This is a genomic window from Clostridium lamae (genome assembly GCF_033043255.1).
GTDB classification, from domain to species: domain Bacteria; phylum Bacillota; class Clostridia; order Clostridiales; family Clostridiaceae; genus Clostridium; species Clostridium lamae.
The window spans coordinates 22969-39702 of record NZ_JASCQJ010000034.1 but is presented as its reverse complement, the minus strand read 5'-3'; the positions used below and the strand labels follow the sequence as shown (position 1 = coordinate 39702).

Here is a 16734-nt window from a genome sequence, read left to right as displayed (position 1 = left end):
TGAGTCCTATTCAATATAAGTTTCATGCCGCATAAAGAGTCTTTTTTCCTATTGTCTACTTGACAGGGTCAAGTTTACTTAGGAGTTTTAAAATAAAATTATTTTTTCTTTATTTCTTTTTTCTTAACTTCTTTATAATATTTACAATAATTAGTTAAGTTGCAAATTTCGCATTTAGGATTTCTAGCTATACAACATCTTCTTCCATGGAAAATTAGTAAATGATGTGTTAAACTCCATTCTCTTTTTGGAAGTTCTTTTTGAAGCTGCTTTTCCACTTCTAGAACATTATCCGAATCAGCCATTCCTAATCTATTTGATACTCTAAAAACATGAGTATCTACAGCAATAGAAGGAACACCAAAAGCATTTGATAAAACTACATTTGCAGTTTTTCTTCCCGCCCCTGCTAAAGAAGTTATTTCCTCCATAGTTCTAGGAACTTCTCCATTAAACTTTTCTTTCAGTTGATTGCACATCATAATTAGATTTTTCGCTTTACTTCTATATAAACCTATTTGCTTAATTCTCTCTTCAAGTTCCTCTACTGAAAGAGTTAAAAATGCATCTAAATCAGGATAATCTCTGAATAAAGTTTCAGTAACTTCATTTACCTTCTTATCAGTTGTTTGAGCAGAAAGTATAGTTGCTACTAAAAGCTGAAATGGAGATTCATGATTTAATTCACATTTTGCATCTGGATAATCTTCTTTCAAAACATCTAAAATAGCTTTAGTTCTTTTTTTCATAAAACACCTACTTATATATTCCTCTATATTTTTCTGGTAATAAGTTAGCTATTGATTTCATTAAGTATTCCATACACCTGTCATCATATTCATGTTTATCTTCATCTTTTCCCTTTACTGGTAGTGATATAGGCTCTCCAAACATAATATTTACATCTGCGTGATTAAATTTTTCTCCCCCCATATCTCCATCTTTGTTTATTGGAAGAAGAATTTCTGTTCCTGTAATTCCCATTGGAACTATAGTTGCTTTAGTAAGTCTTGCTATTAATAGTATTCCCCTCTTACCTTCTATCATAGCTCCTGTCCTACTTCTAGTTCCTTCTGGGAAAATCATAAGATTTTCTCCACCTCTAACTAGTTTAACTATCTTAGTTATTGCTTCTTTATCAGCAGAATTAGGCTTAATTCCAATATTTTTAATTACCATAGTTCCAAGCTTTGTTACAGGATCATTAGACAACTTTATTCCTGCTACAAAAGTTGGGTCAAACTTTTCTTTTAGTACTTTATGCAGAATTATTCCATCTGAATTACTTAAGTGATTACAAATAAATATTACAGGACCTTCTACATTTTCTATTTTTTCTGCCCCTTCTATCTTTATATTAGCATATTTTTTAAAATACTTATTTACTATTATTTTTGTTATCTTTACTACTAATGACTCTGGTAATGCATTAATTACCTTTACTAATGTTGGTGATAACATTATTCTCCCTCACTTCCTAATTTATATATCTATAATTATATTTTATTACTTTTTAAAAGTCTATCCACATAATCTTTTAAATAAGGAGAATCAGTTTTTAGTTTCGTAATATCTCCATTATCATTCTTAATTTTTATTAAGGCATTTCTCTTTAGTACATTCTTACCTCTCCACCCACAAGAAGTTTTAAAAAAGCTTTCTTTAAAATCCTTTGTACTTGCATTTACTAACTGGAGACTATTATCATTATTCATAAAATCAAATGGATAAAAAGCTTCAATTTTAGAAAATTCAATATCCTCGTTATATGGGCAACAATTTTGACAACTATCACATCCAAATACTCTTCCTTTTAATAATTTCACATGTTTATCTTCTAAATCCTTCTTTTGAGTAAAGTAAGATACACAAATATTACTATTCTTCTTATAAGGATTTATAGCTTTGCTTGGACAACTCTTATAGCAAAGCTCACAACTTCCACATTCTTTAAAACTCTGTATTTCTTCATAATTTCTTTCATTAGTTTCTATTTCTAAATCAGTTATTATTTCTCCTAAAAATACATAAGAACCATATTTTTTAGTAATTATTAAGTTATTTTTTCCTATAAATCCCACTCCAGCTAAATAAGCTATATATCTTTCTGGTAAGAAATTGCTATCTACAAATGATAACGCTTTTCCTCCAAGACTTTCAATAAACTCACATATCTTACTTAAATAAGATTTCACTACTCTATGATAATCAGTTCCTCTAGTATAAACTGAAAATCCATTATCATAATATTCTACATCATGAAGATAAGGGAAAGCTATTGATATAATAGTTTTCCCTTCTTCCATATATATATAAGGATTTATTCTCTTTAATACATCCTTTTCTTCAAACTCATTTTCAAGTCCTTTTTCTTTTCTCTCATAAAAGAAGGGTTTAAGTTCTTCAAATTTTCTACATCTTATAAATCCTAGGGTATCTAACCCTAATGAATTACAAAAACTTATAATCTCATCTTTTTTCATAATAAACCTCTAAATAGTCATATGATTATATATAGTTTTTCTATTACCATTCTCATCTATAATTTCAATTATATCATTAACGTTTCTAACTATATTTCTTCCCGCACATCCAACAACTGTTGCATCTACTGGGACATCTTTCAATACTACAGTATTGGCTCCAACTCTACTTCCAGTTTTTAGAACTATTGGACCAAGTACCTTTGCTCCTGCTCCAATAATAACATTATCTTCTACAGTAGGGTGTCTCTTACCTTTTTCTTTTCCTGTCCCACCAAGAGTAACTCCATGATAGATAGTAACATTATCACCTATCTCACTAGTTTCTCCAATAACTATTCCCATTCCATGATCAATAAATAATCCTTTTCCTATTTTTGCTCCTGGATGAATTTCTATTCCCGTAAAAAATCTAGCTATTTGCGAAATTAATCTAGCACAAAAAAATCTCTTATGATTATATAAAAAATGTGATATTCTATATGCTATTAATGCATGAATACAAGGATATAGTAAAAAAACTTCTATTTTACTTCTTGCCGCTGGGTCATTTTCTAATATATTGTTTATATCATATTTTAAATTCTTAAACACAGCTTTTCCTCCTTTAAGTGAAATTGAAAATCTTTTATTTTGCAAATTTAGCTTACTCCTATTAACGAATGTGAATAGTGAGTTTCATTTAACAATTAATCATAAATCCCCATAGATATATATTTTTCTCCACCATCTGGTGCTATTGCTAAAATCTTTTTACCCTTACCTAACTTTTTAGCAGTTTCTATAGCTACATGAATTGCTGCTCCTGATGATATTCCAAGTAATATTCCTTCTTCTTCTGCGACTAATTTTGTTACCCTATATGCATCTTCATCAGAGACCTTTATTACTTCATCAATAATTTCAGGATTATAAATTTCCGGTATAAACCCTGATCCTAATCCTTGAATTTTATGAACTCCTGCTGTTCCACCACTTAATACTGCTGATTTTTTAGGTTCAACTGCAACTATCTTTAAATTGCTTATTTTTTCTTTTAATTTTTTTCCTACTCCAGTTACTGTTCCTCCAGTACCTACACCAGCTATAAAAACATCTAAATCATTTATATCATTAAAAATTTCTTCGGCAGTAGTGTAATAGTGTTTTTCCATATTTGCCATATTTTCAAATTGATTAGGCATAAAGTAATTATCATTTTTACATAATTCATTAGCCTTCTCTATAGCTCCATTCATTCCTTCTGAAGAATCTGTTAATATAAGTTCTGCCCCGTAAGCCTTAATTAAGTCTCTTCTTTCCTTTGACATACTATCTGGCATAACAATTATAACCTTATATCCTTTAAGTCTTCCTATCATAGCTAAAGCTATGCCAGTATTTCCACTAGTAGGTTCAACTATAATCGATCCTTTCTTTAATAGCCCTTCTTTTTCTGCCTTTTCAATCATACCTAAGGCTGCCCTATCTTTAACGCTTCCTCCTAAATTATACTTTTCTAATTTGACATAAACTTCTGCACAATCCTTAGAAATAATATTATTAAGTTTCAATATAGGTGTATTACCAATTAAATCTAACGCTCTGTTATATATCATATTTTCCTCCAAAAATTAATTAAATAATTTACAAGCTTATTAGATGAAACCAAAATTTTAAAAAAGAATAAAATAAAAACTTCGTCTCTAAACCTTATAGAGACGAAGTAAACTCCGTGGTCCCACTCTAATTAGATTAAATAATTAATCTCACTCTTAATGCAAACTTGCACTTCATTGTAACGGATGATACCGGAAAGTTCTACTATCAATTCAAACTTCAACTCCAAAGGGCACTTCATATAAATTTTAGGTGAAAAGTTCTCATCTCTCTTTTCTCTCTGTAACCTTCCTCTATATTACTTTTCTTTTTCATAGTTTTTAATTCCGAGCAAATTACTAAGTTTTATATTTTATATTATATGACTAAAATATTAATTGTCAATATTAACTATTTATCTTATTTTTTTCTTCCAAATTGGATATAAAATTTCATCTATTATATCATGAGCATTTACAGCTCCAATTAACTTATCTTCTTCATCTATAACTGGTATTGTTAATAAATCATATTTTGCTATAAGTTCAATAGCTTCCTTTATATCTACATCATTTCTTATGACATCTATATCTTCTGTCATTATATCTTTAACTTTAACATCTTGTTTATTTAGAATTAAATCAGATGGTGTAATAGAGCCAATAACCTTGTCTTCTTCATCAGTTATATAAATTCTATAAAGCTCATCTTCCTCTAATTCTTCCATTTCTCTTAATATATCAATTATTTCCCCTACAGTTATATCTAAATTAAAGGAAATAAAGTCTGTACTCATTATACTTCCTACAGCCTCATCCTCATATTCTAATATTTCTTTAATCTCGTCAGCATCTTCTTTTTCTAAGTTTACTAAAATCTTTTCTCTTTCTTCATCGTCTAATTCATCTAATACGTCTGCAATCTCGTCATTAGACATTATTTCTAGAAGTTCTGCAGCCTTAGTTTCACTTAATTCTTTAATTATGCTTCCCTTATATTCTGGTTCTATCTCTTCTAAAGTATCCGCTGCTAAATCTTCATCTAAAGATTCAAATATTTGTTTTCTTGATCTTGCATCTAAGTTCTCTAATATATCCGCTAAATCAGCTGGATGAAGTGTTGAAAGTTTTTTGTATGGAACTGAAATTTGCAAATTATTATTTACCATTTCCAAAGACTCAACGTCATCCCACATTAAAACTCTATCGTCATAATCTTTTCTTAAAATCTTATAAATGAAGCTTCCTAATTTTGCACAATTTAGCCTTCTAAATCTTGCATACGGACCTGTTTCTACTGCAATAACTCTATATTCACCCGCAATTTCAGCTAATCTTAAATCATCAACTCTTACTACCTGTTTACCATTAATATCAACTATTTTTTTATCTAGCAAATTTTCTGATAATAAATAAGAATAAGTTCTTGGTAGTATTTCTTTACTTCCTCTTGTAACTATCTTTATTCTATTGCCTTCTTGTTGATAAAAGTTAATAGTTCTAAATTCATAATGAAAAGTAGAGCCATCTCTCTTAACTTTATAGCCAATTACTCTAGGATAGCCATCCTCAGTAGTTACATAAATATCCTTAAGTTCTCCAATACTTTCATCAAATTCATCATAAATCTTTCTCCCAAGAATATTTGTATACAAAAATACTGATAATCTCTTCATATATTTTCCTCCTCATCTTTTAGAGGAGATTTATAAGAATGTTAATTTATAATGAAGTTTATCTCCTCTAAAAACTTAATATTCAGTTTTATTAAATCGCTACTCTGAGGGACACCCTCCATTTAAATTCACCCCTTATTTTTTTAGAATTCATTTATTTCAAATTAATTACACATTCTCTCCAATATTATATTATATTAAATTTAACTAAAAAGGCAACTTATAAATTAATAAATATAAAAAAAAGCTACCTATGTAGCTTTCTAATGAATAATAATTTTTAAATTATAACCTCATTTAATTTTCTACTATGACTTAACACCTAAAACTTTTAAGCCACCTTTTATACATTTTATGTTAAGCGGGAAGTCAGGTCCCTTTTCACCATCTATATCTGTTACGATATCTTCATACGATTCAATATATATATTATTTGTTTTAAAATAAATAACATTTTCAGAATCAAGGTGTTCACCTTTTAGTACCTTAACAAATAAAGGTATTAGTTCAATAACAGGAATAGCTTTAAAAATAATAACATCAAGTAATCCATCTTGAGCACTTGCCCTAGTTGCAAGCTTAAAATTCCCAGCTGTTTGTCCATTGAATATAAGCATAAAGTACATATTGCCTTCATACTCCATTTCTTCAGACTTAATTTTAATAGCAAGCTTTCTAAAGTTAGGTAATTCTTCTATGCCCTTTAAATAATAAGCTAGCTTTCCTATTGTATTTTTTAAGTTTACATCTGTTTTTTGAGATACATCTGTAAATAGCCCTGTGCTTGCTACATTTACAAAGTATTTATCATTAATACTTCCCAAATCTACCGAAGTAACTTCTGAAGATATAATTTGCCTACACGCCTTCCCTATATCTGCTGGCATTCCTAAAAACTTTCCAAAGTCATTTGCTGTTCCTACAGGTAAAATAGCAATTGGCACTGAAACACCAGCTTTAGCCATAGCATTTACTACATTATCTATGGTTCCATCTCCACCAGCAATTAATACATAATAATAATTTGAATCCCTAAAATCATTAAATGCATTAATTACATCTACTTCTTTATCTATTCTATATGGGACAACAGTGTATCCTGCTTCTTGATGAATTTTTATTACCTTATCTAGTTGATCTAATATTAAGTTTTCTCCAGAATATGGGTTATAAATAAATTTAACCTTTTTCACTTTACCCCTCCTATCTTTAAGTGAATTATTTACTAAAATAACTGTCATTATATAATATATTACCATATTACTATATTTTACATATAAATGAAATTATTTATTAACATTATTTATTAATTTTACATTAAATTTCTTAAGAATTAATTAACTATTTTTGCACCTTATATTTATCTTTAAACTATGATATAATAATGCAATGATAATAAGGTTAAAACAAAAATATATACCAACCTTAAGACCAGGAGTGATTATATGAGAAAAAGTTGTATTCCAAATGTTTTTACATTTATTAATTTATCATGTGGCATAATATCTATTTTATACACTTTTGACAAAAATTATTTATTTTCTTGTTTTTTTATACTGATTGCAGCTCTTGTGGATAGATATGATGGAAGAATAGCTAGATGGTTAAATGTTTCTAGTGAACTTGGAAAAGAATTAGATTCCCTTGCTGATCTTGTTTCCTTTGGTGTAGCACCATCTATCTTAACCTTCTTAATGTATGACTTAAATAACGTAGGTCCATTAGGAATAATTGGATTTATAGTATTATTAGCATTCCCAATTTGCGGTGCTTATAGATTGGCTAGATATAATGCTTCAACTTTTGATGGAGTATTTACAGGAGTTCCGATTACTATAGCTGGAAGTTTTATAGCAATATTTGCATTTTTTACAATCAATCGTAATATAACACCATGGTTGCCAATAATTTTATTAATATTAGGCTCATACCTTATGGTTAGTACATTTAAATTGAAAAAAGTATAATATTATTTTTTATAAAAAAGGGATGTTTCAAACTAACATCCCTTTAATCTTCTTCATCTTCTCTACCTGAAGAATTTTTAAACTCTATTTCATTATTAATTTCTGTTAATATATTGTCTTTAATAGATTTTTCATCTATAAAGCTTTTCTTTATCTTACAGTATTTAATATAGGAAGTATTACATTCGTCTAAAGTCCTTATTATTTCATCTATAATTTCGCCAAGATCGTCTGCTCTTTTAACAGCATCTTTTACATCACCTTTTTTAGCTTCAGATATATTATTAAGTTCGTAAGCACCTCCTATTAATAATCTATATGAATTAACTAGAGAATTTAATAAAGTTGTAAGATTATTTACCTCATTGTATTGATTATTCATCAAGTGCCTATAAGCCAATAGATCACCTACTTACTCGACTTTCCCAATTCCATTATAAACTCTTCATCAATTTTATTATAAATAGCTTCTGTATTATTGACAGAACTTTGAATCTCTTCTGCGCTTTTACAAGTACTTTTTCTATTTACAAGTTCACAATTTATATTACTTATTTCTTCCCTAAGGATATCCCTTGCATCATCAAATAATTGATCCATAGTGCCCTCTATTACATCATAATTTAAATTTTTACAGTTAAGTTCTTCTAGATTTTTATTATACATATCTTCTAGCCTTCCTATAAACTCATCTATAATACCTTCTTCATCAGATTGAGAAATAGGCAGTCTAACTTCAATTATTAAATTCTTGTATTCATAATAAAGATCTCTTAAACCTTTGGCATAATTATTGATTAATTTATTGACATCAACAGTATTACTATCTAAACAATTAGCATTTTTAAGCTCTTCTATAAGTTTCAAAAAGCTTTTTGAATAATTTAAAATTTGTTCTTGTATTTTTTCATCATCTATATTAATTAAATTCTCCAGTGATTCTTCAGTAAAACCTGTTTCCTCTCTAGCATATTCTATGTCCTGAAGCTTTTGCCTATTAATATTTGCTTTAGCGTTATTATGTCCAGTGTCATATTCCATAGCATTACTTTCACTGTTATATCTAAATTCATCATTAAATAATACTGGAACAAAAAAATCTTTTGGTATTGAAATAAACATAGGCCACCTCCTTAAGACATTGTAAGATTATTATAAGGTTTATAATATGCTCTTGGATACTTACATAAAGGACAAATAATTGGTGGCTCTGGTCCTTCACTGATATAACCACAATTCATACATATCCATAAAGAATTTTCTGGTCCCCTAAACATAGTACCATTTTCAATCATGTCATAAAGTTCTTTAAATCTATTTCCATGAGCTGATTCAGCTATTATTAATTCTTTATAGAAGTCTGCTATATCATTAAATCCCTCTGTTCTAGCCTCTTCCTCATATTTTTTATATATATTAGCAGCCTCTTCTGTTTCTGATAGAACACCATCTAACAAATTATTTTTTGTGCATCCTATTAAATATAAAAATGACGATAATATTTCTCTTGCATGTGCTAATTCATTATGTGCAGTTTCATCAAAAACCTCCGCTACCCATTGGTATCCGTCAATTCTCGCCTTTTCAGCATATAGATTGTATTTCGTTCTAGCCCGTGATTCTTGAGCAAAGGTTCTATAAAGATTTTGTTCAGTTTTACTTCCTTTAAAATCCATAATATTCTCCTGTAAAATTATATATCTCTATAGATTATGCTTGAATTTATTTAATTGTGAACTAAAAGAAACCTTAATTAATATATATATTCCTATCTTCATTACAGATTATTTCTATAGATTTATTATCTTTATTCTTAGTTTGTAATATAACTTTATGCCCCCATAAATCTTGCACATATTTTAATGTTTCCTTAGCATAATTTATTTCTAGCTCTCTTCCATCAAAATAATGATCTAAAGTTAAGCTTAAATCTCTTTTATTTAAGTTTGTAACTCTTATATATGGAATTGATGCAACGCCACAAGTATCTGCCATATAATTTCTAATTTCTCTCCATCCCTCCTCATCTGGAACTTCTTTAATTACATAATCAAAACTTTTTTTAGCATATTGGAATAAATTAAGTTCCTCACATAGTTCTCTAGTTAAATACCTTCTAAGGAATGAACTATCTCTCTCATTTTTCCTAACTTCAAACACCTTTTCTCTGCCATACTTCTTTTCTATATCTTGAAAGACTTTAAATCCTATATAATAAGGATTTAATCCCCCTAAAATAGGTGCAACTACATCATTATGTCTTTTTAAAAATTCAAAGTGAAGTCCTTCATCTAATTCTAATGCTTTTAATATATTGTAATGCCAAAAGCTTGCCCAACCTTCATTCATTATTTTAGTTTCAATTTGCGGTATAAAATACTGAGTCTCTCGCTTAACTATTCTTAATATATTTTTTCCCCATTCTTCTAAAGAACTATATTTTATAATAAAACCTAATAAATCATCACAAGGTTCTAAAGGTATCTTAGAAATATCAGGAAAAGGTATTTCTTCATCTATATCTAATATGCCTTTATTCACCTTCTTTGCATGATAATCAGAAACAATACTATCTCTTAGTTCCTCGTCAGATAATTCCTTAATTCCAACTGTCCTAGGTATTTGATATCGTATCGCATGTGCAGCATCTAATATTTTTTCAACCTTTTCATACCCAATATTAGGATTGTTTATATATCCTCTAATCATCTCAGCATCTATCTTGAACATTTCTAAAACATTTTTAGCTTTAGTCCCATCTACAAACAATCTATTATTAGCAAAAAAATCATTATGCCCATATACATGAGCCATAGTTAATATTTGTAATAACAATGTGTTTTCCTTCATCAAATAGGCTAGACATGGATCTGAGTTTATTACCATTTCGTATGGTAACCCAGTCATATTTAATGAATAAAGAGTCTTATTTTTATCATATGCTTTACCGTAACTCCAATGTGGATATTTAGAAGGCATACCTAAATATGCCTCATATCCTAACATTTCATTAAATCCTATTATCTCAAATTCCTGTGGGTAAAAATCAAGACCAAATTCCTTTGCTTTACTTTCAATTATCTCATTCCATTCTTCTAAAGTCCTAACAGTGTATTCCATCTTTACTCCTCCTTTAGCTCTTTAGATAACATTATCTTTAAAGCTTCCCACAAATCTTTTTTCTCCTTAACTATTACTGAAACAAAGTTTTTGCATGATATCTCCTTATTGAATCTATAATACATAGTAGTTGAATAAGTAGAAGGTAATAATTCCGCATAACCAAACATATTACTTACTTCACATAATTCCCTAACAGATTTCATAGCTCTCTCATTATCTTCACTCCAGTTATCCCCGTCACTAGCATAAACAGGATATATATTCCACATTTCTGGTGGATACTTTTCTTTAATCAAGTTTAAGGCTGTATTAATTCCACTAGATATATATGTTCCACCAGACTCTGCCTTATGGAAAAACTCAAATTCATTTACTACCTTTGCCACTGTTGTATGAGATACAAACTCAAAAGCTATATTGTTATATTTTCTTTTTATGAATCTAGATAAAACAAAAAATAATGATCTTGCCATATATTTTTTACTACTATCCATAGATCCTGAAACATCCATTATAAATATCATTACAGCATTACTTTCTTTCTTAGGTTTTTTCTTAACCTTATAATATCTAAGATCCTCCTCCTTAAAAGGGAACCTTGTTATTTTATTGTTCAAGCCTGCTTCAATTAAAGCTCTCTTTTTTCCCTGCTTTCTTGAAATCTTTGCAGCAACTGTTTTCTTTTTAGCTAATCTTGGATTAATTCCATATCTTTGATATCCACGCCTTCTTCCAGCACTTTCAGTAATTATCTCTGAATATTTTTTCTTATCTAAATTAGGGAGCTCTAAATCTTCAACAATATAATCCATAAGCTCTTCTAAAGTTATTTCAGTTTCATATACATCTTCTCCAGGAGAATTACCTGCTCCACTCTTTCCAGCGTTACCAGTATTTTTGCCACCCTCCCCAATCTTATCTCCTCGTTTTTCTCCACCAGTGCCAGTTGCAACACCTTTATTATTTTTACCAAATACAAATTGATATTCCTTTATTCCTCTAATAGGAATCTTAAATTTTTTATTTTTACTTTCACCAACTATACTTTCCTCTGAAAGAATATCTCCTAAATTCTCTTTTATAGACTTTTCTACTAATTGCCTATGCCTTCTTCTATCTTCTATAGACCTATCATGCTCTAATGGATTATCGCTATTGTCTCTAAAGATTGCCATTGTATCAATCCTTCCATAAGTTGTTTGCTGCATATTTAAGTATTACATCACAGCAATGTAAACAATATCCATTATTTTGCATTTCCTCAACCATAGAATGATATTTTTCAGCTTGTTCTGAATCCCTAACTCTAGACTTAGTTATTATTCTAGATAGATCTTTAACAGATGCCATAAGCTTCTTTTCTATTGCTTCTTTTAAAGGTTCATAAGAAGAATAATCTATTTTGCTACCATTTCTAACTAAATAGAACATATAGGAAGTTACATCTGCTCTAAAACCCTTGCTAGAATTTTCTGAAACTCCTATTTGTTCTTCTATACTTCTCATAAATTCTTCATCTGGATTCAATTCTTCCCCAGTAGATGTGTCTTTTATCTTGCTCTTATTAACAAATGCTTCTGCATTATCTATATAATTATCAAAAAGGCTTTCTGCTTGTTCTCTAAAAGAATGAATAAAGGCCTTAGTAATTTCCTTCTCTAAAATCTTGTTATATTCTTTTCTTATTGTATCTTGGATAAATCCTAAATACTTTTTCTTATCTTCAATAGCAATATCCATTTCCTTAACTGATTTTACTATACTCTCCATTATGCTTAATGGATTAATGCAATTATGCTCAGAACTTGATAGTGCATTATCTATTGCTTTTATGATAAACCTTGTGCTAATTCCCTTCATGCCTTCATAAGGACCTGCCTCTTCTCTTAGCTCACTAATATCTATTCTCTTTGTTCCACCCTTTTCTACTATTTCTTCACCGTTGTATATTTTAAGCTTAATAATAGGATCAACTTTTGCTGAAGGTGATAACCTTGAAAGTATTGCAAACATAGCTGCTATTTCAATAGTATGAGGAGCAATATGAGCATTAAAGTTACTCTTCTTAATTATCTTTTTATAAATCCTAACTTCTTCATCAAGCTCTAAACAATATGGGACTTCAATTTTTACAATTCTATCTAATATAGCTTCGTTAGTGTGATCTGATTTAAATTTGTTCCACTCTGCCTCATTTGAATGAGCAATTATAACACCATCAAAATAAATCATAGATCCCTTACCTGGTGATGGAATAGATTTTTCTTGAGTTGCAGTAATTATAGTATGAAGATATTCAACATCGTTCTTAAATACTTCTATAAATTCAACTAAACCTCTATTACCAACATTAAATGCGCCATTCAATGAAAAAATTCTAGGGTCATCCTCTGGATAGATATCCATTTTAGAAATATCTATAGATCCTGTTAAAATAGAAGTATCTTGATTATTTGGGTCTACAGGTGGAACAACTCCAATTCCCTTTCTTGATCTAATAGAAAATTCCTTTTTCTCAACTGGGAAATTTTCATATTCTCCATCATAATCATTTAATAATTTATATCTACAAGCTGGACATAAGTCACCTTCTATTTTAGTTCCTAATAATTTTTCAAATTCTGGTCTTAAATGAGTTGGTATTAAATGTAGAGGTTCTTCATGCATTGGACATCCTTTTAGTGAATAAATAGGATCACATTCTACTAAAGCTTTCTTTAAAGATTCAACTAAAGAAGATTTACCTGCACCAACTGGTCCAACTAAATATAATACTTGCCTAGCTTCTTCACCATTCATAGAAGCTGAATGGAAATAATTCACTAACTTCATAATTACCTTATCAATACCAAAGAAATCATCCTTAAAGAATCCATATTTTCTTATAGAATCATTGCCATATATCTTCTTGACCTTAGGGTTTTCTTCACCTTTTAGTACTTCGACTCCCTTACTAACTATCATGTCATAGATTCTTCTATGTGAAAGCTTAGCTATATCTGGGTTATTTTTAACTATCTCTAAATAATCTAGAAATGTTCCTTCAAAATTTTCCTTATTTTTGCTTTCTCTATCACTTTTTATAAATTCCTTGAAATTCAAAATGACTCCCCTCCTTTTTATAAAATATATTCATTATCCTTATCTATATATGACAAATATTTAATTCATAAATATTTGCTTTTAATTTTTATAAGTATGCAACCTCCATTAAAAGTGTGATATATAAGATTGTTTATTCCGTCGCTTTACTTCAAGTCATCATGACGTTATATATCACATTTAAAACTAAAGGAATAAATTTACAAAAGCTTTTTATATTTATAATATCTTTAAAATAAAAAATCTGTATGTAAATAATTAAAAACTTACTTATAGATGAATATTTTCACAAATTATTGAGATAATAATTTATAGTATTTAATATATGTATAAAAACATTTACATTGATAATTTATTAATTAACAATATTGATAAATAAATAATTATTAATATTTAATAACAATTATTGATTAATCGATTATAATGTAGTATACTAATATTAAATAAAAAACATATAAAAGGGGTGTTAAATATGGACGGAATTGCATGCGCACTAAGTAAGAAATGTAGAAGAGAAAAATCAGAGGAAATCGTAAAAAACATGAATGCAGAGCAAACTGCATACGAAAATATTTACGATAATGAGAATAAAAAATAAAGTAATAAATAATTATTAAAAAGTATATAAATGTTAATAGAATGAAATAAGAAAGTAGAGGTTAGTGCCTCTACTTTCTTATTTCATTCTATTACATATGGATCTACTGAATTATCTATAATTTCTTCAGACCCCTGCATATTAATCCTACCAGCTACACCGTTCTTGATCCTACGCTTAAAATATTCTATATTATAGGATATCTTCATTCTATTAGTATCAAAAACTTTTTTATCAAAGCTTAAACCTTTAGGAATTTCAAATATATAATCCCTTCTCTCCATTGGATCAAAAAAAGTGCTATAATTTTCTCTTTCTCCTTCTTTATAATTTTCAAAGTATTCTCTTTCCTTTAAGTCATAACTACCAAATATAGGTCCTGAATTAGTATAGCTTTCATAATTACTATTAGTTTGAAACTTCAACTTTATATCTCTTATACTCCCATAATACTCACTATTATTTTTTATACTTACTTTAATTTTATATTTATCCTCTTCTTCCTCAAAGCCTGAATAACTTATACTAACCTTTGGAACATCAATATATCCTTGATAATCTGCCTTTTTCTTATCAAATATTAATGTAAAGCTTAAGAGAGAAATAGATAAAAATATAAGAATTCCTAGACTTACTTTAATAAATTTTTTATTCATCCCTACCCCTCCTAAACTATATCCTTATTTTTATAGGCTTTTAAAGCTATAAACATTGATATTATAAATATTAAACCTATTATTATATATGAAAGTATGTTATATATGCTTATTGCTCTACTTCCATAATCATGAGTAACATAATTAAAGTATTTTGCTAAAAGCACACCAATTTCATAAGATGTATTCATGAAAAAGCTATCAGTTAAGCTATTACCTGGAATCAGATAATGATATTTAAATATAAAGTTATAAGATAGTACAATAGTAATTATAGGTGAAAATATTCTTGTGACCTTATATCCAAGCTTAAAAGTTAAAGGAATAATTATAGCAAAGCTAATTAGAACAGTATAAAAGCTTGCAACAGTATCTTGTAATACCATTAACCTAGAAGTGAAAAATATATTATTTCCAAATAATATATACATTAAAATGTTTGATAAAACTAAGACTAATACTACTAAAATATATTTTGAATAAACTACATCTTCTCTTTTATTTGGCATACTTAATATATAACTTTCACTATTATTTAAATTATCATAATAAAAGCTATTCATAACTATTATATAAGTAATCATTATAGGTAGAATGACTTGTAGTGGATATATGATTCCTTGTAATAAAATTAATACAATTGCAAATATAAATGCAGCATTTTTTATTGATTTTATCTTAAGTGCTACTAATAAATCTTTTTTTATTAATTGAAGCATTACCTCTCCCCCTTTATATAGTGATACATTATATCTTCTAAGGTTGGAGCACTTATATTTTCATTAACTAAATACTTATTATTTACAAATAAGCCTTCTTCAAAATACTTATTTTTCTTTATAGATATAAAATTTAAATTACTATTTACTAACTCTTCTTTTGATCCTCTAAATAATCTAAACCGCTCTCTTATCCATTCCATATCTTTGCTAAAGATTAATTTCCCTTTATTTATAAATGTAATATAATCTGCTATTCCATCTAAATCTGAAGTTATGTGAGTTGATATAATAACACTTTTGCTTCCATCTTCAATTACTTCCTGTAATAGCTTTAATATATCTTTTCTAACTAATGGATCTAGTCCTGCTGTAGGTTCATCTAAAACTATGAGCTTAGCATGATGTGATAATGCTCCTGCTAGCATTACTTTAATAGATTCTCCTTTAGATAAATTTCCAATATAACTTTTATTTCTTATCCCAAAGCTTTCAATATAAGAATCAAATAATTTATCATCAAACCTTGAATAAGAATTTTTTAATATTTTTTTATAATCTCTGATATTTAGATGTTGATAAAAATTAAAATTATCAAATACAAAACCAATATTATCTTTAACGTAAACCTCATCTTCAGAAATACTTTTATCAAAAATTTTGATTTCTCCTTCATCAGGTCTTAATAGTCCTAAAATAAGTTTAATTAATGTAGTTTTCCCTGAACCATTTGGCCCAACTAATCCCATAATATATCCTTCTTTTAATTCGAAGGATATACCATCAAGTTTAAAGTCCCCTCTTTTTTTACTTAAATTCTCTACCTTAACCAT

18 protein-coding genes and 1 other annotated feature are annotated in these 16734 nt (G+C 28.2%); of the genes, 2 read left to right on the top strand and 16 right to left on the bottom strand.

The features are described from left to right. Positions 1-98: 98 nt before the first annotated feature. The 7 genes from nth to QK892_RS14080 form a co-directional block, all read right to left on the bottom strand. A complete protein-coding gene (nth, locus tag QK892_RS14110) occupies positions 99-749 on the bottom strand; it encodes an endonuclease III (protein WP_317274184.1) in 651 nt (216 codons plus the stop codon). Between the two features lie 7 nt (positions 750-756). Continuing rightward, positions 757-1461 carry a lysophospholipid acyltransferase family protein gene (locus QK892_RS14105; RefSeq protein ID WP_317274183.1) on the bottom strand — a complete coding sequence of 235 codons (705 nt, stop codon included), beginning with the start codon at positions 1459-1461 and terminating at the stop codon, positions 757-759. Positions 1462-1496: 35 nt separating this feature from the next. Beyond that, positions 1497-2483, bottom strand: a complete 987-nt coding sequence (gene queG, locus QK892_RS14100) for a tRNA epoxyqueuosine(34) reductase QueG (protein WP_317274182.1) — start codon at positions 2481-2483, stop codon at positions 1497-1499. A 9-nt stretch (positions 2484-2492) separates the two neighbouring features. After that, positions 2493-3077: a serine O-acetyltransferase EpsC gene (epsC, locus tag QK892_RS14095; protein WP_317274181.1), complete on the bottom strand. Its 585-nt coding sequence runs from the start codon at positions 3075-3077 to the stop codon at positions 2493-2495. 95 nt (positions 3078-3172) lie between these two features. Next, positions 3173-4081, bottom strand: coding sequence for a cysteine synthase A (cysK, locus tag QK892_RS14090; RefSeq protein ID WP_317274180.1), 909 nt, complete (start codon positions 4079-4081; stop codon positions 3173-3175). 95 nt (positions 4082-4176) lie between these two features. Continuing rightward, positions 4177-4406 (bottom strand) — a binding site (T-box leader). 70 nt (positions 4407-4476) lie between these two features. After that, complete coding sequence (locus QK892_RS14085) at positions 4477-5736, bottom strand: magnesium transporter MgtE N-terminal domain-containing protein (protein WP_317274179.1); 1260 nt, start codon at positions 5734-5736, stop codon at positions 4477-4479. A 308-nt stretch (positions 5737-6044) separates the two neighbouring features. Continuing rightward, a complete protein-coding gene (locus QK892_RS14080) occupies positions 6045-6929 on the bottom strand; it encodes a YegS/Rv2252/BmrU family lipid kinase (RefSeq protein ID WP_317274178.1) in 885 nt (294 codons plus the stop codon). Positions 6930-7181: 252 nt separating this feature from the next. Here QK892_RS14080 and pssA point away from each other — a divergent pair, with 252 nt between their 5' ends. Next, the gene (gene pssA / locus QK892_RS14075) at positions 7182-7703 is read left to right on the top strand and encodes a CDP-diacylglycerol--serine O-phosphatidyltransferase (protein ID WP_317274177.1); all 522 of its coding nucleotides are present in this window, start codon (positions 7182-7184) and stop codon (positions 7701-7703) included. A 43-nt stretch (positions 7704-7746) separates the two neighbouring features. On the opposite strand, the gene QK892_RS14070 is transcribed toward pssA, so the two are convergent. From QK892_RS14070 to QK892_RS14045, 6 genes are all read right to left on the bottom strand, one after another. Continuing rightward, positions 7747-8103, bottom strand: a complete 357-nt coding sequence (locus QK892_RS14070; protein WP_317274176.1) for a hypothetical protein — start codon at positions 8101-8103, stop codon at positions 7747-7749. An 8-nt stretch (positions 8104-8111) separates the two neighbouring features. After that, entirely contained in the window at positions 8112-8825 is a 714-nt protein-coding gene (locus QK892_RS14065) for a hypothetical protein (RefSeq protein ID WP_317274175.1), read from the bottom strand. An 11-nt stretch (positions 8826-8836) separates the two neighbouring features. Continuing rightward, positions 8837-9379 carry a rubrerythrin family protein gene (locus QK892_RS14060; protein WP_317274174.1) on the bottom strand — a complete coding sequence of 181 codons (543 nt, stop codon included), beginning with the start codon at positions 9377-9379 and terminating at the stop codon, positions 8837-8839. A gap of 73 nt (positions 9380-9452) precedes the next feature. Continuing rightward, positions 9453-10823 (bottom strand): SpoVR family protein, encoded by a 1371-nt coding sequence (locus QK892_RS14055; RefSeq protein ID WP_317274173.1) that lies wholly within the window; start codon positions 10821-10823, stop codon positions 9453-9455. Between the two features lie 2 nt (positions 10824-10825). Further along, complete coding sequence (gene yhbH, locus QK892_RS14050) at positions 10826-12001, bottom strand: sporulation protein YhbH (RefSeq protein ID WP_317274172.1); 1176 nt, start codon at positions 11999-12001, stop codon at positions 10826-10828. 4 nt (positions 12002-12005) lie between these two features. Then, complete coding sequence (locus QK892_RS14045) at positions 12006-13928, bottom strand: PrkA family serine protein kinase (protein WP_317274171.1); 1923 nt, start codon at positions 13926-13928, stop codon at positions 12006-12008. A gap of 472 nt (positions 13929-14400) precedes the next feature. Between QK892_RS14045 and QK892_RS14040 the strand changes: the two genes are divergently transcribed. Next, positions 14401-14526 carry a hypothetical protein gene (locus tag QK892_RS14040; protein WP_317274170.1) on the top strand — a complete coding sequence of 42 codons (126 nt, stop codon included), beginning with the start codon at positions 14401-14403 and terminating at the stop codon, positions 14524-14526. Positions 14527-14609: 83 nt separating this feature from the next. Here QK892_RS14040 and QK892_RS14035 read toward each other — a convergent pair whose 3' ends face one another. Genes QK892_RS14035 through QK892_RS14025 form a run of 3 tightly spaced genes read right to left on the bottom strand, consistent with a single transcriptional unit; the run spans position 14610 to position 16734 of the window. Then, positions 14610-15182: a hypothetical protein gene (locus QK892_RS14035; protein ID WP_317274169.1), complete on the bottom strand. Its 573-nt coding sequence runs from the start codon at positions 15180-15182 to the stop codon at positions 14610-14612. A gap of 11 nt (positions 15183-15193) precedes the next feature. Next, the gene (locus QK892_RS14030) at positions 15194-15901 is read right to left on the bottom strand and encodes an ABC-2 transporter permease (RefSeq protein ID WP_317274168.1); all 708 of its coding nucleotides are present in this window, start codon (positions 15899-15901) and stop codon (positions 15194-15196) included. Further along, entirely contained in the window at positions 15901-16734 is an 834-nt protein-coding gene (locus tag QK892_RS14025) for an ABC transporter ATP-binding protein (protein ID WP_317274167.1), read from the bottom strand. The genes QK892_RS14030 and QK892_RS14025 overlap by 1 nt, the downstream gene beginning before the upstream one ends.